Origin of the sequence: Olsenella sp. oral taxon 809 str. F0356 (assembly GCF_000233535.1) — a bacterium.
GTDB classification, from domain to species: Bacteria; Actinomycetota; Coriobacteriia; order Coriobacteriales; family Atopobiaceae; genus Olsenella_I; species Olsenella_I phocaeensis.
Genome location: NZ_JH376563.1, coordinates 1,921,493 through 1,943,889, shown reverse-complemented (window position 1 = coordinate 1,943,889; position 22,397 = coordinate 1,921,493). Strand labels below are relative to the sequence as shown.

18 protein-coding genes are annotated in these 22,397 nt (G+C 68.8%); 15 read left to right on the top strand and 3 right to left on the bottom strand.

The window, feature by feature from the left end:
* The first annotated feature begins 33 nt into the window (after nucleotides 1-33).
* The 7 genes from HMPREF1008_RS08745 to rho all read left to right on the top strand — a co-directional run bounded on the left by HMPREF1008_RS08745 (nucleotide 34) and on the right by rho (nucleotide 9,846).
* Nucleotides 34-1,002 (top strand): hypothetical protein, encoded by a 969-nt coding sequence (locus HMPREF1008_RS08745; protein ID WP_009279503.1) that lies wholly within the window; start codon nucleotides 34-36, stop codon nucleotides 1,000-1,002.
* A 516-nt stretch (nucleotides 1,003-1,518) separates the two neighbouring features.
* Nucleotides 1,519-2,457 carry a radical SAM protein gene (locus tag HMPREF1008_RS08740; protein ID WP_009279502.1) on the top strand — a complete coding sequence of 313 codons (939 nt, stop codon included), beginning with the start codon at nucleotides 1,519-1,521 and terminating at the stop codon, nucleotides 2,455-2,457.
* 133 nt (nucleotides 2,458-2,590) lie between these two features.
* Nucleotides 2,591-2,911: a hypothetical protein gene (locus HMPREF1008_RS08735; protein ID WP_009279501.1), complete on the top strand. Its 321-nt coding sequence runs from the start codon at nucleotides 2,591-2,593 to the stop codon at nucleotides 2,909-2,911.
* Between the two features lie 146 nt (nucleotides 2,912-3,057).
* A complete protein-coding gene (locus tag HMPREF1008_RS08730; protein WP_009279500.1) occupies nucleotides 3,058-4,539 on the top strand; it encodes a nicotinate phosphoribosyltransferase in 1,482 nt (493 codons plus the stop codon).
* A gap of 255 nt (nucleotides 4,540-4,794) precedes the next feature.
* On the top strand, nucleotides 4,795-6,639 hold the full coding sequence (argS, locus tag HMPREF1008_RS08725) for an arginine--tRNA ligase (RefSeq protein WP_009279499.1): 1,845 nt from the start codon (nucleotides 4,795-4,797) through the stop codon (nucleotides 6,637-6,639).
* Nucleotides 6,640-6,800: 161 nt separating this feature from the next.
* On the top strand, nucleotides 6,801-7,484 hold the full coding sequence (locus HMPREF1008_RS08720) for a MarR family transcriptional regulator (RefSeq protein ID WP_009279498.1): 684 nt from the start codon (nucleotides 6,801-6,803) through the stop codon (nucleotides 7,482-7,484).
* 322 nt (nucleotides 7,485-7,806) lie between these two features.
* Nucleotides 7,807-9,846, top strand: a complete 2,040-nt coding sequence (rho, locus tag HMPREF1008_RS10310) for a transcription termination factor Rho (protein ID WP_083823517.1) — start codon at nucleotides 7,807-7,809, stop codon at nucleotides 9,844-9,846.
* A 197-nt stretch (nucleotides 9,847-10,043) separates the two neighbouring features.
* On the opposite strand, the gene HMPREF1008_RS08710 is transcribed toward rho, so the two are convergent.
* Entirely contained in the window at nucleotides 10,044-10,823 is a 780-nt protein-coding gene (locus HMPREF1008_RS08710) for an SDR family oxidoreductase (RefSeq protein ID WP_009279496.1), read from the bottom strand.
* Nucleotides 10,824-11,089: 266 nt separating this feature from the next.
* Between HMPREF1008_RS08710 and HMPREF1008_RS10010 the strand changes: the two genes are divergently transcribed.
* The 7 genes from HMPREF1008_RS10010 (at nucleotide 11,090) to HMPREF1008_RS08675 (ending at nucleotide 18,075) form a co-directional block, all read left to right on the top strand.
* Nucleotides 11,090-12,502 (top strand): hypothetical protein, encoded by a 1,413-nt coding sequence (locus tag HMPREF1008_RS10010; RefSeq protein ID WP_156797631.1) that lies wholly within the window; start codon nucleotides 11,090-11,092, stop codon nucleotides 12,500-12,502.
* 3 nt (nucleotides 12,503-12,505) lie between these two features.
* Nucleotides 12,506-12,979 (top strand): VanZ family protein, encoded by a 474-nt coding sequence (locus tag HMPREF1008_RS08700; protein ID WP_009279494.1) that lies wholly within the window; start codon nucleotides 12,506-12,508, stop codon nucleotides 12,977-12,979.
* 163 nt (nucleotides 12,980-13,142) lie between these two features.
* Nucleotides 13,143-14,345 carry an ABC transporter substrate-binding protein gene (locus tag HMPREF1008_RS08695; RefSeq protein WP_009279493.1) on the top strand — a complete coding sequence of 401 codons (1,203 nt, stop codon included), beginning with the start codon at nucleotides 13,143-13,145 and terminating at the stop codon, nucleotides 14,343-14,345.
* A 114-nt stretch (nucleotides 14,346-14,459) separates the two neighbouring features.
* Nucleotides 14,460-15,377 carry a branched-chain amino acid ABC transporter permease gene (locus HMPREF1008_RS08690; protein ID WP_009279492.1) on the top strand — a complete coding sequence of 306 codons (918 nt, stop codon included), beginning with the start codon at nucleotides 14,460-14,462 and terminating at the stop codon, nucleotides 15,375-15,377.
* A gap of 12 nt (nucleotides 15,378-15,389) precedes the next feature.
* Nucleotides 15,390-16,514: a branched-chain amino acid ABC transporter permease gene (locus HMPREF1008_RS08685; protein ID WP_009279491.1), complete on the top strand. Its 1,125-nt coding sequence runs from the start codon at nucleotides 15,390-15,392 to the stop codon at nucleotides 16,512-16,514.
* Complete coding sequence (locus HMPREF1008_RS08680; protein WP_009279490.1) at nucleotides 16,507-17,364, top strand: ABC transporter ATP-binding protein; 858 nt, start codon at nucleotides 16,507-16,509, stop codon at nucleotides 17,362-17,364. Before HMPREF1008_RS08685 ends, HMPREF1008_RS08680 begins: the two co-directional genes overlap by 8 nt.
* Nucleotides 17,365-18,075 carry an ABC transporter ATP-binding protein gene (locus tag HMPREF1008_RS08675; RefSeq protein ID WP_009279489.1) on the top strand — a complete coding sequence of 237 codons (711 nt, stop codon included), beginning with the start codon at nucleotides 17,365-17,367 and terminating at the stop codon, nucleotides 18,073-18,075.
* A 695-nt stretch (nucleotides 18,076-18,770) separates the two neighbouring features.
* Here the strand turns inward: HMPREF1008_RS08675 and thrB are convergent.
* Complete coding sequence (thrB, locus tag HMPREF1008_RS08670) at nucleotides 18,771-19,682, bottom strand: homoserine kinase (protein ID WP_009279487.1); 912 nt, start codon at nucleotides 19,680-19,682, stop codon at nucleotides 18,771-18,773.
* Nucleotides 19,679-21,157, bottom strand: coding sequence for a threonine synthase (gene thrC / locus HMPREF1008_RS08665; protein ID WP_198003199.1), 1,479 nt, complete (start codon nucleotides 21,155-21,157; stop codon nucleotides 19,679-19,681). The genes thrB and thrC overlap by 4 nt, the downstream gene beginning before the upstream one ends.
* 109 nt (nucleotides 21,158-21,266) lie before the next feature.
* Between thrC and HMPREF1008_RS08660 the strand changes: the two genes are divergently transcribed.
* Nucleotides 21,267-22,397: a homoserine dehydrogenase gene (locus tag HMPREF1008_RS08660; protein WP_009279485.1), complete on the top strand. Its 1,131-nt coding sequence runs from the start codon at nucleotides 21,267-21,269 to the stop codon at nucleotides 22,395-22,397.

Here is a 22,397-nt window from a genome sequence, read left to right as displayed (position 1 = left end):
GGCCCAGGTAGGACGGCGAGGACGGGAGGGGACTTGGACGCAGGTGGCTCAAGGCGGGAGCACATCGGCTGCATGCTGGGCGAGGGAGAGGCGCGCGGGGCATGCGTCGCGCCATCCAGCCATGCCGACGGGATGGCGATGGGACGCATGGTCGGCTCGGGGGAGCTCGTCCGCCTGGCGCGCGGGCACTTTGCCCGCCGGGGCTACTGGGAGGCGCTCGACGTGCCCTCTCGCCACCTGCATCTCGCAAGGTCACTGTCGAGGGCACATCCGGACTGGACGTTCTGCGGTCCCACGGCCGCCGTGGCGCATGGCCTTCCCGTCTCGTTCGGGCAGCTGGCCCGCATACACGTCGCGCATGGGCCGGGCGGACGGCACGGCACGAGGCTCGTGGCGTTTCACCAGCTTGCCCGCGAGGGCGGGTTGGAACGAGCACATGCCTCCGGCATCCCCGTCACGACCTTCGAGCGCAGCGTGGTCGACTGCCTCCTCATGATGGGCTTCTCCGACGGGCTCGTTGTGGCGGACGCCGCGCTCGCCCGGACGGGCAGGGACGCGCGATGGCTCGAGGGCCTCGTGCGGGACCTTGGCAGGCGGCGGCCTGGGGTGAGACGGGCGCTGGCGACGGCGGCCCATGCCGACCGGCGTGCGGAGAGCGGCGGGGAGTCGATCGCCCGTGCGACGATGATCGAGCTCGGTTTTGCGGCCCCCGAGCTCCAGGCGGAGTTCGTCGACCCCCTGTCGGGCCGGGTGAGCAGGGTGGACTTTCTCTGGCGCCTTCCCGATGGGACCCTCGTGGCGGGCGAGCTCGACGGGCGCCAGAAGTACGTCGACCCGACGATGACGCGGGGGAGGGCGACGGTCGACCTGCTCGCCGACGAGCGCCTCAGGGAGTCCCGTCTCACCCGCGTGGCCCGGGTCGTGCGCTTCTCGTTCGCGGACGTCTGCGACCGAGGGCGCTTCGCACGGCTGCTCGACTCCTTTGGTGTGCCGCGGGCGTAACGTCGTCTGCGCGGCCGGGCGTCTGCGCGGCGGTCGGCTGCCTCCTCCACGCCGTTTCGCACACGTCAGGCATCCTCCACGCTCCAACGCACAACTGGACGTCGCACCAACTGGGCAAACGCGGCGGCGGATGTGCGCAACAGCGTGCTCGCTGAAATCGCTGTGCGCAACGACGTGCAGAATCAACGACGTGCTCGATGAAATGGCCGTGCGTTCATGCGTGCTCGCTGAAATCGCCGTGCGCAACGACGTGCAGAATCAACGACGTGCTCGATGAAATCGCTGTGCGCAGCGACGTGCGGAATGATGTTGGTCGTGCGTTCGCGCGTGGCAGGCGAGAGTGGCGTGCGTTCTCGGCCGCCCGGCGAGGCTCACAAGCGCGCGGATGGGCGCGTGACGGCTCCGTGGCGTCCGTCCGGCAGTGATAGAGTCTCTGGCGTCGCCGCGCCGTCGTCGCCCCCGTGCCGCAACCGGCAACGGCCCCGTCCAACAGGAGCGCCGCCAGGAAGGACGTCCATGGAACTCTCGTCCGAAGCATATGCGAGCTGCGAGCTCTGCCCCCGTCGCTGCCACGCCTCCCGCGCGGCAGGCAGGCCGGGCTTCTGCGGCGCCAGTTCCACCCTGCGCGTCGCCCGTTCGGCGCTCCACTTTTGGGAGGAGCCCCCCATATCAGGCGAGGCGGGCTCCGGCGCCATCTTCTTCACCGGCTGCCCCCTCCGCTGCGTCTTCTGCCAGAACCACCAGATATCCCAGGAGGGCTTCGGCCTCGAGGTCACGACGCCACGCCTCGCCCAGATGATGCTCGAGCTCCAGGCGCAGGGCGCGCTCAACGTCAACCTCGTGACCCCCCTGCACTTCGCGCCGCAGGTCAGGGAGGCGGTGGGTCTGGCCCGCGCGGCCGGCATGGCGCTGCCCGTCGTGTGCAACACCAGCGGCTACGAGCTCGCCTCCGTCGTCGAGGGCATGTCGGACGTCGTGGACGTGTGGCTTACCGACTTCAAGTACGCCTCGTCCGAGCTCGCGCGCTCGCTCTCGGGCGCGCCGGACTACCCCGAGGTCGCCCTGTCGGCGCTCGAGGCGATGCTTCGCTCCCTCCGTGCGCACGGCGGGCGGGCGGAGGGCCCCGACGGTCGCATGCTCCGTGGCATCGTGGTGCGCCACCTGGTCATGCCCGGGCACGTCGACGACTCGCTCGCCGTGCTCGACCGCGTGTGGCAGGCCTGTGGAAACGAGGTCGACCTCAGCGTGATGAACCAGTACACGCCCAACGAGTGCTGCCGCAGCATGGGGGGCGACCTGGCCCGCTCGCTTGGCGACGACGAGTACGAGGCGGTCCTCGACCATGCCGACGAGCTGGGCTTCGAGTGCCTGTGGTGGCAGCAGGGCGGTACGGTCTCAGAGAGCTTCGTCCCTGGCTTCGACGCGACGGGGGTCCGTGGTCCCGAGCTCGGCTAGGGGAGAGGCGCGCGGCCGCCCTCGAGCAGGCCACGACTGGCTGTTCTCGCGCCGCTGCGGCCCCGCTTCGCGGATAATGTCACGCGACGGCGGGCGCGGCCCGGGCCGTCTCGCACGGGACGAGGGAGAAGAGATGCCAGAGCAGAACGGGGACCTCTCTGCCGAGGAGCGCGCCGAGCTCGAGGAGCTTCGGGCGGAGCGCGACCGCAGGCAGGCGGAGGAGCAGGCCAAGAGGGAGCGCGAGGAGCTGGAGCGGCTCAAGGCCCAGCGCGAGCGAGCCGAACGCGAGGCGGCGAAGGACGAGCATGCCCGTGAGCTGCGCGAGCGCAACGCCCGCGCCATGGAGCCCGGTGACGACCTGAGCATGCCCAAGGCGCAGAGGTACGTGCTCATGGGCCTGGCCTGCCTGGTGCTGGCCATCGTCCTGTCCATGCTGCTGGGCGGGGCCAGGTAGGGCATCCGGCTGGGGGTCGGGCGAGGTCGAGGCGCGCGATCGCCGGCGCGACCCCAGCCGCGCCACTCGTGCTACGCTGGGACGAACACAGGAGCAGCGGCCCCGCAGCGGGGCCGCGTCGCGTGCGAGCAGAGGGGATTCCACCCATGGCCCTGACCGACTGCACCAAGCCCACCGACGTCTCGCTGAACACCGACCTCTACGAGCTGACCATGGCCCAGGGGTTCTGGGAGTCCGGCCTCATGGACGCGGAGGGCTGCTTCAACGTCTTCTTCCGCGAGAACCCCTTCGACGGCGGCTTCGCCGTGGCCTGCGGCATGGGGCAGATCGCGGACCTCGTGCGCAACTTCCGCTTCGACGAGGACGCGGTTTCGTACCTCGCCGGCGTCCAGGCGCCCGGCGGCGGCCCCATGTTCAAGCGGGGCTTCCTCGACTACCTGCGCGACTTCCGCATGCGCGTCTCGGTTTGGGCTGTCCCCGAGGGCGACCTGGTCTTCCCCCGCGAGCCCATGGTCCGCGTCCAGGGCCCCATCATCGACTGCCAGCTGCTCGAGACCGCCCTTCTCAACCTGGTCAACTTCCAGACCCTCGTGGCCACCAAGGCCGCGCGCGTGGTGCACGCGGCGGAGGGCCATCCGGTCTCTGACTTCGGCCTGCGCCGCGCGCAGGGTCCCGACGGCGGGCTGGCCGTGGCTCGCGCCTCCTACATCGGCGGCGCCGGCTCGACCTCCAACGTGCTGGCGGGCAAGGTCTACGGCATCCCCGTCTTCGGCACGCACGCCCACTCCTGGGTCATGGCCTTCCCCAACGAGCTCGACGCCTTCCGTGCCTTCGCCAAGTCGAGCCCCAAGAACTGCGTGCTCCTCCTCGACACCTATGACGTCCACCAGGGCATAAGAAACGCCATCGTCGTCGCGAAGGAGATGGAGGCGGCGGGCGAGAGGCTCGCGGCCGTGCGCATCGACTCCGGCGACCTGGCCAAGCTCAGCAAGGAGGCCCGCGGAGCCTTCGACGCCGAGGGGCTGGACTACGTGAGGATCTCGGTCTCCAACGACCTCGACGAGTACACCATCCAGTCGCTCTTCGCCCAGGGAGCCCCCATCGACTCCTTCGGCGTGGGCACCAAGCTCGCCACCTGCGACCCGCAGCCCTCGCTCGGCGGCGTCTACAAGCTGTCCGCCACGCGCCCGACCGCGGGCGACCCCTGGGAGCCGGTCATCAAGCTGTCCGAGATGGCCTACAAGCGCACCATCCCCGGCGTGCAGTCCGTCCGCCGCTTCTTCGACGCCTCGGGCTGCCCCGTGGGCGACATGATCTGCGACGAGTCCGCGCAGGGCGACCCTGGGACGCAGATGGTGGACGTCCTGGACGACCTCGCCTCCTACGACCTCTCGGGCCTCGAGTCGCGCGAGCTCCTGGTGCAGCTCGTGGACGGCGGCGAGCCCCTGCCCGCCAGCGAGGGCATCGAGGAGGCCAAGGCCCGCTGTCGCGAGGCGCTCATGCGCCTGGACCCCGCGGTGAGGCGCTTCCTCAACCCCCAGGGGTACCCGGTGGGCCTGGAGCTCGGCCTGGCGAGGCTCCGCCGCGAGCTGGCCACCCGCGAGCTCATGGACTCGGGGCGCAAGTAGGCCGCGCGCCGCGGTGCCTGCGGGGGACGCGCGTCCCCTCTCGCCCTCCTCTTCCGGGGCCAAAGGCTGAACCTCAGGCTCGTTCGACGTCGGGGCCAAAGGCTGAACCTCAGGCTCGTTCGACGTCGGGGCTAAAGGGCACGTCGTTGACGCTATTTTGTGGAGCGGGGTCCTGCGGGGCCCCGCTCTGCTAGACTCACCAGATAACTGTGTCCGCATATCAGTCGTGGTACAAGGCCGAAGAAGGAGTAGCGCATGCCCGAGTCTATCGAGGAGCTTGTCAAGCAAGCGATCGCAGCCGCCCAGGCGGCTGGCAACCTGCCGGAGTTCGAGGTGGAGGATTGCGGCATGGAGCGACCTGCTGACTCCTCGAACGGCGACTGGACGTCCACCGTCGCCATGCGCTCCGCGCGCCTCGCCCACATGGCCCCCGCGAAGATCGCCCAGGCCATCGTGGACGCCATGCCCCAGGACCCCGCCATCGCCAAGGTCGAGGTCGCAGGCCCTGGCTTCATCAACTTCTACCTCAACGCCGCCACCAACAACGAGGTCTTCGACAGCGTCCGCAAGGCCGGCGGCGACTGGGGCAAGTGCAACGTGGGTGACGGCCTCAAGATGAACTACGAGTTCATCTCGGCCAACCCCACCGGTCCCCTGCACGTGGGCCACGGCCGCTGGGCGGCCCTCGGCGACTCCATGTGCAACGTCTTCGAGCACGCCAACTTTCAGGTCGACCGCGAGTACTACATCAACGACCACGGCTCCCAGATGGACGTCTTCGGCGGCTCGGTCGTCATGCGCTACCTCCAGCTCTGCCAAGTCATGCGCGAGCAGGGCGTGGGCAGCCAGGAGGCCATGGAGGCGCTCCTCGCCGACCGCGAGCGCTACGTCGAGGACGAGGGCGACGAGCATCCCGAGCAGCACCCCTTCATGGACGGCTTCAACGAGGCCCTGGGCGGCAACTCCTACGGCGGCGACTACATCATCGAGATCGCCCGCGAGTTCTTCGACGCCGACGGCGACAAGTGGGTCGACGCCGACGAGCAGGAGCGCGCCGACGAGTTCCGCGAGCGCGCCTACCAGGCCATGCTCGGCAGGATCAAGAGCACCTGCGACGAGGTTCGCTGCCCCTTCGACGTTTGGTTCTCCGAGCGCTCCCTCTATGCCAAGGACGAGAGCGGCACCTCCCAGGTCGACCGCGCCTTCGCCAAGCTCGAGGCCATGGGTCACCTCTACAAGACCGACGACGGGGCCCTGTGGTTCCGCTCGACCACCTTTGGCGACGACAAGGACCGCGTCCTGATCAAGAGCAACGGCGAGTACACCTACTTCGCCTCGGACGTCGCCTACCACTGGAACAAGTTCCAGCGCGACGACTACTCCATCGACCTCTGGGGCGCCGACCACCACGGCTACATCGCCCGCGTCACCAACGTCTGCGACGCCCTGGGCTATCCCGGCCAGTTCGAGGTCGACCTGGGCCAGTTCGTCAACCTGCTGCGCGACGGCGAACCCGTTCGCATGTCCAAGCGCCGCGGCACCATGGTCACCTTCCAGGAGCTCATCGACGAGGTCGGCGTCGACGCCACCCGCTACACCCTGGTCTCCAAGTCCTCCAACCAGACCATCGACTTCGACATCGAGGCCGTGAAGCAGAAGACCAACGCCAACCCCGTCTTCTACGTGCAGTACGCGCACGCCCGCATCTGCTCCATCCTGCGCAAGGCCGCCGGCGTCAGCGAGGACGAGGCCAGGGAGCTGGGCATGGACGAGGTCGCCCGCCGCGCCATCGGCGAGGGCTATGACCTCTCTCTCCTGACCGACCCGACCGAGGCCGCGCTCGCCCGCAAGATCTCCGAGTTCCCGGAGCTCATCGCCAGCTGCGCCCGCGACCGCGCGCCCTTCCGCATCACGCACTTCTGCGAGGAGCTCGCCAGCTGCTACCATGGCTTCTATGCCAACTGCCAGGTGCTTCCCAGCGAGGGGCGTCCGGTGGACGCGGAGCTCTCGCGCGCACGCCTGGTCGCCTGCGACGCCGTCCGCGTGAACCTCGAGGTCGCCCTCGGGCTCATCGGCGTGTCTGCTCCCGACGTGATGTAGGGGCCAAAGTCGACCATGATTTCAGGCTCATAAACATTTTATCGTATATGGACCCCCGTCCCTTGCGTTTGAACTAGACTTGTCAGGGACGTTGGTGCTAGCGGTGCCCCGTCGCGACTCTGTGACGGGGCACCTTTGCAAGGGGGAGGTGCGGGCGCGCTATGGTCCTACGTGAGTACCTGTCGATTCGACGTGCCTACAATCTGGTCCGTCAGGACGTCGAGTCAGCCCGGAGGCTCTCCTTCGCGGAGTTCGCCATCCTCTGCAGGCTCTCTGTCGAGGGACAGAGCCTGAGGACGTCGGACATCGCCGAGTACCAGGGCTCGCTGCGGCCCACCATGACCCACCGCACCAAGCACCTTGCCGCGCTGGGCTTCCTCGCGCGCGAGAAGGGCGGGGTCGACCGCCGCAACGTGATCTGCTCCATCACAGACGAGGGCCGCCAGTACGTGGAGGACCTCTGCGCCGCCTGCCGTGAGGCCATCCCCAACGGGCAGTCGCTCTCGCGCACGTCGGCCGCCCGCGTCTGCCGCTACGTTGACACGATGGGGTCGCTCACCTGCATGGCGGGCGATCTCACGCTGCTGGGCCTCTATTCCGCCAAGGGCGAGCCCGTGAGCATCTCCCGCCTGGTGGAGATACTCGGACTGCTGCAGCCCACCGTGTCGATGTCCGTGGCCGCCCTGGTCGAGGAAGGTCTTGTCAGGCGCGAGGAGGACGAGGAGGGCGAGACCGGGCGCACCTCTCCCGTGGTCCTCACCGACGAGGGTTGGGAGCGTGCCGACGCGCTGAACGGCCAAATCGAGCGCCTCGTCGTGCATCGTCGCCCGCGCGCTTCCAAGTAGGCCACGGGCGCAGGATTCCCACAGGCATGCGATTTGCGGCGACAGCCGGCGGCAGAGGTGCCCCGGCTGTCTTCTTATGGGAAGAGATGACGCCCAGGCAAGCAAAAACCCCGCATTTCATTGATGTTGCCTGACTTGCGCCGCAGTCATGCTATAGTGCAGCTGTCCGGCGAGCGAACGACGTTTGCCGCAGGTGAACAATCCCACTCAAAACCAAGCACAATGCAATCGCATATACGATGTCTGCACGCAGCCGGCTGCCAAGGGGCGGCCGTCCGTGCCCGTGGGCCGCAGGGCGGCCCCAGACGGAAAGGCAGCCTTGATGGCGGAAGAGACCCAAGAACAGACTGGCGAGAGGCGCGAGGAGTCCCAGGTGGAGGAGGCCCCCAAGCCCCGGCGCCGCCGGCGCAGCACGAAGGCGGACGAGGCGTCACCAGAGGCGACGGCCGACGCCTCGAAGGATGGTACGGCCGGGGAGGCGCCAGCCGCTCCCAAGCCCAGGCGCGGCAGGAGGCCTAAGAAGGCCGAGGCTGAGCCCGGCGAGACCGTGGACACAGTCCAGCAGGCCGCGACGGCTGCGGGCCAGCAGGCGTCCCCCTCGCCCGACGCCGCTGCCGCCGAGGCGGCGGAGAAGCCTCGCCGCCGTCCTGGTCGTCCCCGCAAGAAGCGCGAGGACGACCAGGCCACGGACGTAGCCCAGCCCGGAGACGCGACGGCTGCCGGACACGTGCGTCCCGCGGGCGAGCAGACCACGCTCGACGTGGGCGCCATGACCCGCGTCACCCAGGAGGCGACCGTCGCCACGGGGGAGCTCCTGCCCGCGCCCGCCACGACCATCGCCCAGGCTGACGCCGCCCAGGCAGACGCCGGCGCAAGGCAGCACGAGCAGGTCCGCCACGACGCCGGCGACCAGCGCGAGGAGGGCGAGCGCGAGCCCCGCCGCCGCCGTCGCAGCAAGAAGGACCAGGGGGACTTCCAGCAGCCCGGCCAGCGCGACCGCGGCCAGCAGGGATGGAACAGCAACTCCGGGCGCAACGGTCGCAACAACCAGAAGCGCCGCAACCGCCGTCAGGAGCAGTCGGTGGAGCCCAGCCTCTCGCGCGACGACGTGGCCGCGATGAAGGTCGCCGAGCTGCGCTCCAAGGCGGCGGAGCTCGGCGTCGAGTACGTGGGCGTCCGCAAGAAGGACCTCGCCGAGGCGGTCTACCTCGCCGCGGCGCGCCAGGAGGGCTTCCGCTCCGTCGAGGGCGTGCTCGAGATACAGAACGAGGGCTACGGCTTCATCCGCACGGGCAACTACATGTCCGGCGACGATGACGCCTTCGTCTACCAGCAGCTCATCCGCCAGTACGGCCTGCGTCCTGGCGACTACGTGACCGGCTCGGTGGCTCCCGCCCGCAACAACAACAGCAAGTTCCCGCCCCTCCACAGGGTCCAGAGCGTCAACGGGCGCCCTCCCGAGGAGATGCGCAACCGCCCCCGCTTCCGCGACCTCACGCCCATCTATCCCAACCAGCGCCTGGTCATGGAGCATGGCAGGGAGTCCATCACGGGGCGTGCCATCGACCTCGTGGCACCCATCGGCAAGGGCCAGCGCGGGCTCATCGTGTCCCCGCCCAAGGCCGGCAAGACCACGGTCCTCAAGCGCGTGTGCCAGTCCATCGCCGCCAACAACCCCGAGGTGCACCTCTTCTGCCTCCTGGTGGACGAACGCCCCGAGGAGGTCACCGACATGGAGCGCTCCATCAGGGGCACCGTCGTCGCGTCGACCTTCGACATGCCGGCAGACAACCACACTGCCGTGGCCGAGCTCGTGATCGAGCACGCCAAGCGCCTCGTCGAGCTGGGCGAGGACGTCGTGGTGGTCCTCGACTCCATCACCCGCCTGGCACGCGCCTACAACCTGGCGCAGCCTGCCAGCGGCCGCATCCTCTCGGGTGGCGTGGACTCCGCGGCCCTGTACCCGCCCAAGAAGTTCCTGGGCGCCGCCCGCAACATCGAGAACGGCGGCTCGCTGACCATCCTCGCGTCCGCCCTCGTGGACACCGGCTCCAAGATGGACGAGGTCATCTTCGAGGAGTTCAAGGGCACCGGCAACATGGAGCTCAAGCTCGACCGCGACCTGGCCGACAAGCGCATCTTCCCGGCCATCGACCCGGTCTCGTCCGGCACGCGCAACGAGGACCTGCTGATAGACGCGGAGCTCCAGCCCTTCGTGTGGGGCATCAGGCGCGTCCTCGCCAACATGAACAGCACCGAGCGCGCCGCCTCCGCCCTGGTCAAGGGCCTCAAGGCGACCAACGACAACGAGGAGTTCCTCATCCGTTCGGCAAAGAAGGCCCAGCAGGCAGACTACCTGTAGGGGTGGGTGGGGCGGCACCGTTCCGCAAAAATTGAAATCTTGCCGAGCGCCCTCGCAAAGGCGCAGGTCGCAGAAAATGGCTCCGCAGAATTTCTATTTCTGCGGAGCCGTTCTCGTGCCAGCGTGCGTGAGGCGATGAATCAGCGTGTGAAATCTCGTGCCAGCGCGCGAGACGTCGTGCCTCCAGGCGAGAGGCGCTATCCCTCCCGCAGCAGCCACCCCTCGGCTCGCATGACGGCCCGGGCGGGAAGGAGCCTTGCCGTGAGGGCCGCCGCACGCATGTCCCAGGAGGGGATGACAACCTGTCGCCCCGCAATCGCGCCGGCGATCGCGCGCCTCACGACCCTATCCACGTCCTCGAAGCCGATCCGCGTCATGCCGCGCGCCACGCCGGCGTCCCCCGGCTCGTCCAAGAAGCCGGTGCGCATGAACTTGGGGCAGACGGCCGTCACGTGGATGCCCGTCCCCTCCAACTCGTGGTCGAGGGTGCGCGAGAGCTCCAGCACGAAGGACTTAGTGGCCGAGTAGACGCTGAGTCCGGGTTGGGGGATGACTCCCGCGATGGACGAGAGGTTGACGATGCGCGAGCCGGCGACCATGTGGGGCAGGGCGTGGTAGCTGCACTCCAGGGGTGCCAGGCAGTTGAGGAGCAGCATGTCGCGCGCCTCTCCGAGCGGGCGCGCCGCGAAGTCGCCGAACTTCCCGAAGCCCGCGCAGTTGACGAGCCACTGCAGCCTGAGGGCCTCCTCGCCGTCTAAGGCTGCGGCGAGCTCGTCCAGGTCCTCGCGGCGCGTGAGGTCCAGCGCGAGCACGCGGGTGGGCGTGGAGCAGCCGGCGGCGACCTCGTCCAAGACGTCCCTCCTGCGCGCGACGAGCCAGATCTGGTCGAGGGGCCCTCCCGCGCCCGCGTCGAGCTGGCGCACGAACTCGCGACCCACGCCAGAGCTCGCACCCGTCACCACTGCGACGTCATTCATCTCTCGCACCCCCAATATGCGGTCTGAGCTTGAACTACTCACGAATATAGGTATTATCTAGACAGTCTGGGAGCTTTGGGTCCTGGGCGTCCACATCACGACGGTACACGAAGATCAGACGAAGCAAGCCGTTGTTCGAGCCAGCAGCCCCTGGATGCTGGACCAAGCCTGCCTCTCCTGCTCCGCCACGCGTTCCCGTCCATGGGCGCCCGAGCCCGCATGGGAGGTGCATCCGCATGTGTCGAGAGGGACGTTGTCCGGCCATCGTGGCAGGTCTGATGGGAGTGGCGATGGGCTCCGCCCCCAGCCTCGCCCTCGCGGCCAGCGCGCAGTCGGACCTGGCGTTCCTCTCGCCTGAGTCCACCCTGGGCTTCGTCGTGCAGTTTGGCCTCGGCGTCGTGGTGGGGGCGTCCGCCGCCGCGGGGACGAGCGCCGTCATCCTGCATCGCATGCTCGCCAGGCAGGCCGAGGGGGAGGTCGCGCGCAGGGCGCCCGTCCGCGCCACCCAGCCCGAGCCGCGCACGGGCGACGCGAGACCTTCCGAGCAGGCGGCGCCCGTCATCGCCAAGCCCGCGCCCGCTCCCGTCTCGGATCATGTCGCGGCGTCGGACGACGCGGGGGAGGGGGACGACCTCCCGCGCGGAAAGCACTTCCGCAGGGCCGGACAGGGCCAGGGCGTGGCGGCTGCCCATGCCGCCGAGGGGCCCGAAGAGCCCGAGGAGCCCGAGGAGCCCTGCAGGGCCGCCGCCCGCCGCGACGCCGAGCGCTCCGAGGTAGACGAGGAGGCTTGGAACGCCTTCATGTCCGGTCCCGCGCACGTCGCCACCGACTACACGCAGGTCGCGGAGAACTACGTCCGCCGCGCGAGCTTCGCCGAGCGCATGGCCCAGCGCGCCCGCGGCGTCCGCGAGGTGCTCTCCGAGCGTCTGGGAGGGGACCGCTTCGAGGGCCTTCCCGTGATCGAGCGCGCCGACGGCTCCGTGGGAGACGTGGGGACCGGTTGGTGGAACGCGCGCATGGGAGACTCCGTGCGCCTCGTGGGCGTGCAGGACACTGCCAGGCGCGGCGGCACGGACGCCCAGCCCTCCGACGACGACCCGTTGCCCTCCGTGCCCAGCTGGATGGGCCGGGGTGCCTCCCGCAAGGCGGCGCCCCCCACGCCCTCGCGCGCCGCGCGGATCGCGCACAGCGTCGCCGAGGTCGACCAGGGAGCCTACCCCGAGCAGCGCAGCGCCCGCGAGCTCGACGACGACATCTGGGAACAGGCGCTCAAGGCCATGGGCGAGAGGATCGACCAGATCGCGTCCGTGCCCGTGGCGGCCGTGGCACCCCTCCCGAGCTTCGGCGACGCCATCGGCGGCACCGAGACCATCGACGAGCCCGAGGGCCTCGAGAACCCCACGAGCTTCATTCCCTTCAGGGCCCCGGCGGGACATCCCGAGGTCGTAGACACCGAGACCTACGTCGACTACCTCCTCGACCAGGAGTTCTCGCAGAACTCCTCCGAGTCGGCGCGCGCGAGCTCGAGGAACTACCTCAAGGTCATCGAGGGTGGCAGCCAGGAGCTCAGGTCCACGGGCAAGCTCCGCGGCCGCTCCGCGCGCCCCCACGCCCAGGAGAGGGCATCGGCCCACGCGCCTCGCCACCTCGCCCCGGCGCTCGCCGCCAACGAGGCCTAGTCGGTGCCCGATTTCAGGGAGGCCCGTCGCCGCGAGCCCCGGCTCGCGCCCCGCGTGGCCGCCGTCCTCCTCTGGACGGCCTTCATCTGGGGCAACTCGCTCGTGGCGGGGCCCGCGTCCTCGGCCCAGAGCGGGCTCGTGGCAAGCCTCCTGGCGCCCTTCCTCCATACCCTCGGCATCACCGACGCCAACGCGGTGACCTTCATGGTGCGCAAGTGCGCCCACTTCGGCGAGTACGCGGTCCTGGCCCTTCTCGCCCGCCGCGCCCTCGACGCCCTCCCGAGCGCGAGGACGCGGCGCCTGCGGCTCGTCCCGGCGCTGTACCCGCTGGCAGTGGCCGTGGCGGACGAGACGATCCAGCGCTTCGTGCCCGGACGCGCGGGCCAGCCGCGCGACGTCCTCATCGACTTCTGCGGTGCCTGCTTCGCCTTGGCTTGCCTGGCCCTCTGGTGCCGCCGGCATCCGTCCCGAGCCTAGGCGCGCCTGGCGGCCCGTCCCGCCCCGGGCCCGCCCGGCGCGTTACGTGCGCGCGAAGCCCGTGTTACAGAAATAAAAACCTTGAACTTCCCCGAGGGCGATTGCGACCCGTCCGCCTACAGTAGCCTTGTCAGCCAACACGACCATCTTCAAGGGAGGAAGCATGGCAACGAACTTTTCCAGGCGCGACTTCGTCAAGCTCTCTGGCGCGACTGCTGCAGGACTGGGTGGTGCTTCCATCCTTGCGGCCTGTGGCTCCAAGAAGGGCGGCTCGGACGACTCCATCATCAAGGTCGGCCTGATGGGGCCGTACTCCGGCGACGTGGCCCAGTACGGCCTCGCCGTGAGGCAGGGTGCCGAGCTCTACGTCAAGCAGGTCAACGCGGCCGGCGGCATCAACGGCAAGCAGGTCGAGCTCAACACCCAGGACGAGAAGGGCGACGCCACCGAGGCCGTCAACGTGTACAACAAGATGGTCGAGGACGGCGTCGTGGGCATCATCGGTGACGTCACCTCCACGCCCTCCATCGCGGTGGCGCAGGCTTCCGTCACCGACAACATGCCCCTGGTGTCTGCATCCGCCACGGCGGCCGACTTCATCAGCTATGGATCCAATGCCTTCCGCGCCTGCATCACCGACCCCTACCAGGGCAAGCTCATGGCGGACTTCGCTGCCGAGCAGGGATACAAGACGGTCGGCACCATCTACAACTCCGGTGGCGACTACGAGGTCGGCGTGAACAACGCCTTCGTCGAGGAGGCCCAGGCCAAGGGCCTCACCGTCACGGCCCAGCAGGCCTACGCCGCGGGCGACGTCGACTTCAACGCCCAGCTGACCTCCATCATCGCCACCAGCCCCGACGCCATCCTGGCCCCCAACTACTACCAGGACGACGGCAAGATTGTCACCCAGGCCCGCGCCCTCGGCTACAAGGGCGTCTTCCTGGGGGCCGACGGCTGGTCCAACATCGTGGGCGGCAGCGAGGAGTACGCCTCCGCGGCTGACCTCGAGGGCTGCTTCTACGACTGCTCCTTCGTCAGCGAGAACCAGAACGAGAAGGTCCAGCAGTTCATCAAGGCCTACCAGGACGAGTACAAGAGCGCGCCCACCAACTTTTGCGCCCTGGGCTACGACGCCGCCATGGTCCTGCTCAACGGCATCAAGACGGTGGAGGAGGCCGGCAGCGCGAAGGCCGGCAGCGACGAGTACAGCCAGGCCGTCATCGACGCCATCGCCAAGGGCCAGGCCGAGGGCGTGACTGGCACCATCAAGTACAACGGCAGCGGCGACCCGGTCAAGCCGACCCTGGTCATCACCTTCAAGGGCGGTAAGCAGGAGGTCTTCGACACCATCGAGGCTGAGTAGGCACCATCCAAAGAATCGCACGGGGCGCTGGGGGCCTGTCTCCCGGCGCCCCTGCCGTGAGGTCGACGGCCCCTCTCCCCTAGACTGGGGGCCACAACCAGGCGCCCGCCCCGCATGGCCGTGGCGCCCAGGAGCAAGAGAGAGGAAGTGTTTGCCGTGACGTTCTTGACGCAGGTGCTCAATGGCTTGCAGCTGGGCAGCATCTACGCACTCGTCGCCCTGGGCTACACGATGGTGTATGGCATCATCCTGCTGCTCAACTTCGCCCATGGCGACATCATCATGGTGGGTGCGTACATATCCTGGATCGTGATGTCCCAGCTCGGGCTCAGCCCCGTCCTGGCCGTGCTGCTCTCGGTCGTGGGCTGCACGCTCCTGGGCGTGCTCATCGACAAGGTGGCCTACGCGCCCCTGCGCAACGCCCCGCGCCTCTCCATCCTGATCACCGCCATCGGCGTCTCGTACTTCCTCGAGAACGGCGCCCAGCTGGTGTTCGGGGCCGACGCCAAGGTGGTGCCCTCCTTCATCGACTCCAGCACGATCGAGGTCGCCAGCCTGCAGCTCTCGCCCACGGCGCTCCTCACCATCGCGGTGACCGCGGTCTCGACCGCCATCCTCACCTTCCTGGTCCAGCGCACCAAGCTCGGCAAGGCCATGCGTGCCGTGTCCGAGGACATGGGCGCCGCCCGCCTCATGGGCATCAACGTGAACACCACCATCTCGTTCACCTTCGCCATGGGCTCCGCCCTCGCCGGCATAGGCGCGGTCCTCTACTCCATGGCGTACTCGCAGGCCACGCCCACCATGGGCGTCATGCTGGGCACCAAGGCCTTCGTCGCCGCCGTGCTCGGTGGCATCGGCTCCATACCGGGCGCCGTCATCGGAGGCCTGCTCGTCGGCTTCGCCGAGGTCTTCGTCTCGGCCATCGGCCTGTCCGTCTGGAAGGACGCGGTGGTGTTCCTGCTCCTGATCATCGTGCTGATCGTGAAGCCCACGGGCATCCTCGGTCACACCATGAGCGAGAAAGTGTAGGGGGGTCGACCCATGGTCAAGGAAGTTCCCGATTCCAAGCCGGTCATCACTGTGGCCGGTGGGGCGGGGGAGAAGAAGCCCCTCTCCATGCCCGTGCGCTACGCCATAAACGCCCTCCTCGTGCTCGCGTTCCTCGTCGTGGGCGAGCTGCTCATCGACGGCGGTGCCATCAGCCGCTACCAGACCTCGGTGCTGGAGCAGATCGGCATCTACGTCATCATGGCCGTCTCGCTCAACATCGCCACGGGCTACCTGGGCCAGCTGCCGCTGGGCCACGCCGGCTTCATGTCGGTGGGAGGCTACTCCTGCGCCATCTTCATCATGCGCCTGCAGCCCGTCTTCGGCGTGGGCGCGCGCGACTTCGTCACGGGCAGCCCCGCCGCCACGGCCCTCTTCGCCTGCGGCCTGCTCTTCGGCGGCATCGTGGCCGCCGTCTGCGGCGTGATCATCGGCATCCCCGCCCTGCGCCTGAAGGGCGACTACCTCGCCATCATCACCCTCGGCTTCGCCGAGATCATCCGCGTGGTCATGCTCAACATCGACGGCGTCCTGGGCTTCGACCTCACGGGCGGCGCCAAGGGCCTCACGGGCATCCCCAGCTACACGAGCTTCCTCAACACCTTCGTGGTGGTCGCCGTCTCGCTCTTCCTCATCCACACGATGATGAAGTCGCGCCACGGCCGCGCCATCCTCGCCATCCGCGACAACGAGATCGCGGCCGAGGCCTCCGGCGTCCACACCACCTACTACAAGACCCTCGCCTTCGTGGTCTCGGCCTTCTTCGCCGGCATCGCGGGCGGGCTCTACGCCGGCTGCATCGGCGTCATGGCACCCGCGAAGTTCGGCTTCATGAAGTCCATCGAGGTGCTGGTCATGGTCGTCCTCGGCGGCATGGGCTCCATGCTGGGCTCCGTCATCTCGGCGACCGTGCTCACCATCCTGCCCGAAGCCCTGCGCGCCTTCGCCGACTACCGCATGGTGGTCTATGCCGTGGTGCTCATCATCACCATGATCTTCCGTCCCCAGGGGCTCCTGGGAACCTACGACTTCTCGCTGACCTCCTGGATCGACCGCATCCGCGGCGTCAGGCCCAAGGCAGGCTCTGCGAAGGAAGGGGAGGTGCGAGCCGATGCCTAGCACGAACTCCAAGCGCAGGCACTCCGTCCTCGTCCAGATGGAGACGCCCAACCTCATCCCCGAGCGCGACATGGGCAAGATCCCCGTGCTCCAGGCCGAGCACCTGGGCATCGACTTCGGCGGCCTCACCGCCGTGGACGACTTCAACATCGCCATGGGCCGGACCGAGATCTCGGGCATCATCGGCCCCAACGGCGCCGGCAAGACGACCATCTTCAACCTGCTCACCAACGTGTACCAGCCTACCCGCGGCACCGTCCTCATCGACGGCTACGACACGGCGGGCAAGTCCATGGTGCAGGTCAACAAGATGGGCATCGCCCGCACCTTCCAGAACATCCGCCTCTTCAACCAGATGACCGTCGAGGAGAACGTCCTGGTGGGCCTGGGCAACTCCATGTCCACGCACCTGATGGACGACATCTTCCGCCTGCCCAAGCACTGGCGGCAGGAGGCGGAGTTCCACGACCAGGCCATGGAGCTGCTGCGCATCTTCGACATGGAGGGCTTCGCCAAGACCCAGGCGGGCAACCTCCCCTACGGGGCCCAGCGTCGCCTCGAGATCCTGCGCGCCCTGGGCACGCATCCCAAGGTGCTGCTCCTGGACGAGCCCGCGGCCGGCATGAACCCCAACGAGACCGAAGAGCTCATGGAGAACATCCAGCGCATCCGCGACGAGTTCCAGATCGCCATCCTGCTCATCGAGCATGACATGAACCTGGTCATGGGCGTCTGCGAGGTCGTGGGCGTGCTGGACTACGGCAAGATCATCGCGAAGGGCACGCCCGACGAGATCCAGAACGACCCAAGGGTCATCGAGGCGTACCTGGGCAAGCAGGGGGTGAGGTAGGTGTCCAAGATCCTTTCCGTGCGCGACCTGCACGTCTCCTACGGCGCCATCAAGGCGGTGAGGGGCATCTCGTTCGACATCGAGGAGGGCGAGATCGTCACCCTCATCGGCGCCAACGGGGCGGGCAAGTCCTCCACGCTCAACTGCATCGCGGGGCTCTTCAGGCCCGTGGGCGGCGAGGTGGAGTTCAAGGGACAGAGCATCGTGGGCGTGAAGCCCCACAAGATCGTGGAGAGGGGCCTGGCGCTCTGCCCCGAGGGTCGTCGCGTCTTCACGCGCATGAGCGTGGCCGAGAACCTCGACATGGGCGGCTACACCAGGAGCGACGACGAGAACGCCAAGACCCTCGAGGTCGTCTATGAGCACTTCCCGCGCCTGAGGGAGCGCGTGGGGCAGTCTGCGGGCACCATGTCCGGCGGCGAGCAGCAGATGCTCGCCATGGGTCGCGCCCTCATGAGCAGGCCCGACCTCCTCATGCTGGACGAGCCCTCCATGGGCCTCGCCCCCATCCTGGTGGACGAGATCTTCTCCATCATCAAGGAGCTCAACAAGCTGGGCACCACCATCCTCCTGGTGGAGCAGAACGCCTCGATGGCGCTCTCCATCGCCGACCGCGGCTACGTGCTCGAGACGGGCACGATCAGCAAGACCGGCACGGGCGCCGCGCTCTTGCACGACGACGACGTGAAGAGGGCCTATCTGGGGGGTTAGTCGCTCTCGTTTGCACGCGGGTGGATTGCGCGTGGATGTTACGGCGGGGTTCGGGCCGGGTCGCAGCGATGCGGCCCGGCTCGCTTGCGTTGCATGCGCACGTGTACGGGTGCGGTGGGGGCGCGACTACGTCCGACGCGCGAATCCCCGCCGCTACTACGTCCAACGCGTGCGTCGGGGCCGCGACAACGTCGAATGCGCGCGTGCAACCGCCGATAGAGTCGAACGTGCGCGTGTCGGGACCGCGACAACGTCGAACGCGCGCGTGCAACCGCCGATTGCGTCCGACGCGTGTGTGTGGCCATCGACGACGTCCAGTGCGCGTGAAATATCGCCGAAAACGTCCAATGCGTTTCTCTCGTCTCCGCCAACTGGGCAAACATCGAGTCGTCAGACGCGTTGAGCGTTGTCGTCTCATATTCGCGCGCGTCGGGCGTTGTGGTCGCGAGTTCAAGCGCGTCGGGCGTTGTGGTCGCGAGTTCAAGCGCGTTGGGCGTTGTCGCGAAGCGCTCGTACGCATCGGACGCTTTCGTGCCGGTGCGGGACGTGTCGGACGCTGTGGTTGCGAGCCTGTGCGCGCGTTGCACGCGTCGGACGCAGCAGGGACGCGCGCCATTCGCCACGGATTCGCACGGCCGCACCACGGGTGAAGCACCAGGGCAAGGCGAGAGCGACGGGCGGCCTCCGCTGGCAGCCTAGGCCAGCTCCCACTCCACGCCGTGGCTCCGAGCGGGGAGCACGCGGACCCAGAGCCCATTGACGCGGTTCTCCACCATGCCCTCGACGGCGGCGAGCACGCGTCCCGCCGGCTCGTCCCCGTCGCAGATGGCGAGCATCGTCGAGCCCGAGCCGCTGATGGTGAAGGCCGCCGCCCCCGCGGCGAGCGCCGTGCGCCTCAGAGGCTCGTAGTCGGGGATGAGCGCGCTTCGGTAGGGCTCGTGCAGGCGGTCCTGGCAGGCGCTTGAGAGCAGGTCCGCGTCTCCCGTGGCAAGGGCGTGCACGGCGGCGACGCAGTGGCCGATCTGCCACACGGCGACCTCGGTGGGGACGCTCTGGGGCATGACGCGACGGGCGTCGGCGGTGCGCACCTCGTAGGGCGGCGCGATGGCCACGAAGCGCAGGCCCTCGGCCACGTCGAAGCGCAGCGACCTCGTGCTCCGTCCGTCCACGAACGAGCTCACGAGCCCACCCAAGAGCGCGGGGGCCACGTTGTCCGGGTGGCCCTCCAGCTCGCAGGCCACGTCCAGGGCTGCCTGCGGGTCCAGCCCGCCCGTATGGAGCAGCTGTGCGGCCACGACCCCCGCCGCCACGCAGGTCGAGCTCGAGCCCAGCCCGCCCGAGAGCGGGATGGGGGAGTCGATGTGCAGGTGCAGGGGGAGCGGACGCTGGTAGAGCCTGCGGCAGGCCTCGAGGTAGCTGGTCCAGGCGAGGTTGTCCTCGCCACGGAAGCGCTCGGGGCAGCCGTCTATGGCCAGCTCGTCCGCCGGCTCGAAGCAGAACTCGGCCATGAGGTCCAGCGCCAGACCCAGGCAGTCGTAGCCCACGCCCACGTTGGCCGAGGTGGCCGGCACGCGGACGCGCACGCCACGGGGGAGGGTGGCGCTCACGCGAAGACCCTCTGGCAGGCGGTTTCCACGAAGTTGGTCATCTGGCCCTGGTCGCAGACGTCCTCGTGCAGCACCGGGGCATCCCTCAGGGCCGAGAGCTGCGCCGGCGCCACAGTCCCCGTGAGCTCCTGCAGCCGGTCCATGCAGGCGAAGGCGTCAAGCTCTTCCACATCGTGTCCCAGCGCCCCCAGCACCTCGGCCGAGAACTTGTAGGGATTCGCGGTGGAGAGGCACACGCGCACGTTGCCGCCCCTCTCGCCTTGGCCCATGACGTGGCGGGCGACGGCGGTGTGGGGGTCGATGAGCACGCCGTCCGCCTCCCAGGCCGCGCGGATGGCGGCGCGGGTCTGGTCGTCTGTGGCCCAGCCGCAGTCGAAGTCGGAGCGCAGGCGCGCGAGCTCGTCAGGCGTGACCTCGTAGTGCCCCTCGTCACGGAGCTGGGACATGAGGGCGGCGACGCGCTCGGCGTCACCCCCCGTCAGGTAGTAGAGCATGCGCTCGAGGTTGGACGAGACCAGGATGTCCATGGAGGGCGAGATGGTCTTGGCGAAGTCGCGCCGGCGGTCGTAGACGCCGGTGCGGAGGAAGTCGAAGAGGACCCTGTTGCTGTTGGAGGCAACGGTGAGCCTGCCCACGGGAAGCCCCAGGCGCTTGGCGTAGTAGCCCGCCAGGACGTCCCCGAAGTTGCCGGTGGGAACGACGAAGTCGAGCTCGTCCCCCTTGCGGATGGCGCCCCTCGCAAGAAGCTGCGCGTAGGCGCTGAAGTAGTAGGCGACCTGCGGGGCGAGCCGTCCCACGTTGATGGAGTTGGCGCTGGAGAGGACCACGCCCTCCCGCTCGAGGCGCCCCCTCAGGCCCTCGTCCGCGAAGATGCGCTTGACCTGGGTTTGGGCGTCGTCGAAGGTGCCCCTGATGCCGCAGACGGCCACGTTGGCCCCGCGCTGCGTCACCATCTGCAGGCGCTGGGCGTCGGACACCTTGCCCTCGGGGTAGAAGACCGTGACCCCCGTGCCCTCGACGCCGGCGAAGCCCGCCAGCGCCGCCTTGCCCGTGTCGCCCGAGGTGGCGGTCACGATCATGATCCTGCGCCCGTCTTCCTCGCGCGAGCGGGACATGAGGCGGGGGAGCATCTGCAGGGCGAGGTCCTTGAAGGCGCAGGTGGGCCCGTGCCAGAGCTCGAGGAGCCAGTCGTCGCCCAGCGACGTGACGGGGGTCACGAGGGGCGTGTCGAAGTTCTGGGCGTAGGCGCCGCGCACGCAATCGTCGAGCTCGTCCGGCGAGAAGTCGGGCAGCAGCGTGGCCAGGACGCGGCGCGCGATGTCGTGGTAGCCGGCGGCCTCGAGGCCCTCGACGCCGAGTTCGGAGGCGCCCAGCTGGTCCGAGACGTAGAGCCCTCCGTCGGGCGCGATGCCTGCGAGTATTGCTTGCCTGCTTGTTACGGAATCGCCGCCGCCGCGCGTGCTGTGATAGAACATGCTCACTGTGGCGCTCCTAGCCTCGGGTTTCGCAGAACGTTCGTAAGTATCATAGTCGCAGGGTGCGGGACCTCCCGTCACCGTCACACAGTAGAAAGATTGGAAGCTCATGAAGGTCGCGCTGCTGGGACACGGCGTCGTGGGACGCGGGGTAGACCAGATCCTCTCCTCCAGGGACCTCGGCGTGGAGGTGACGCGGATCCTGGAGCTGCCGGGCCGCCTGGACGACGGTCGCATGACCTCGGACTATGAGGACATCTTGGGCGACGGGCAGATCGAGCTCGTCGTGGAGTGCATGGGAGGGCTCGAGCCGGCGCACGGCTACATCCTCTCGGCCCTCGCTGCCGGCAAGAGCGTCGTCACCTCCAACAAGGCCGTGGTCGCGGCATACTTGGACGAGTTCGCGAGCCAGGCGCGCTTCTCGCGCGCGAGCCTCCTCATCGAGGCCACCTGCGGCGGGGGAGTGCCCTGGATCGCCAGCATCGAGAAGGCCCGGCGCATCGACCGGATCAGCTCCATAGGCGGCATCATGAACGGGACCACCAACTTCATCGTGGACGCGATGGAGCGCGAGGGCGCGGAGTTCGCGGACGTCCTCGCCCGCGCCCAGGAGCTGGGGTACGCGGAGAGGGACCCCTCGGCCGACATCGACGGCATCGACGTGCGCAACAAGACCGCCATCGCCGCGAGCGTCGCCTTCGGCTGCGCCTGCAGGACGGACATCCCCACCTCCGGCATCCGCAACCTCACGAAGGCGGACCTCGACCTCCTGGCGTCGCGCGGGCTCTCGCTCAGGCTGCTGGGGCGCGCAGTGCAGGAGGGTGGTCGCTTCGCCGCGAGCGTCGAGCCCGTGGTGCTGGGCCATCGCGCCCTCGAGGCCAACGTGCCCGGCAACTTCAACCTGCTGAGCCTCGTGGGCGAGACCGTGGGCGAGCTCGGCTTCTACGGCCAGGGGGCGGGGTCGCTTCCCACCGGCAACGCCATGGTCCAGGATATCCTCGACTTCAGGGATGGCCGGCGCCCCAGCTACGACCTCTCGGCGGACCTCGCCTACGACCCCGGCCTGCTGCGGGGCGACTACCTGCTGCGCAGCGGCCTGGCCCCCGAGGGCTCCGAGGAGTGGGCTCCTGGCGTTAGCCTCCTTCGCGGCCTCAGCGCCGAGGAGGCGCGCGCGACGCTCGACCGTGCGCTCGGGGCCGACCCGACGAGCTTCATGGCCGTGCTGGACGCGAGGGGCTGA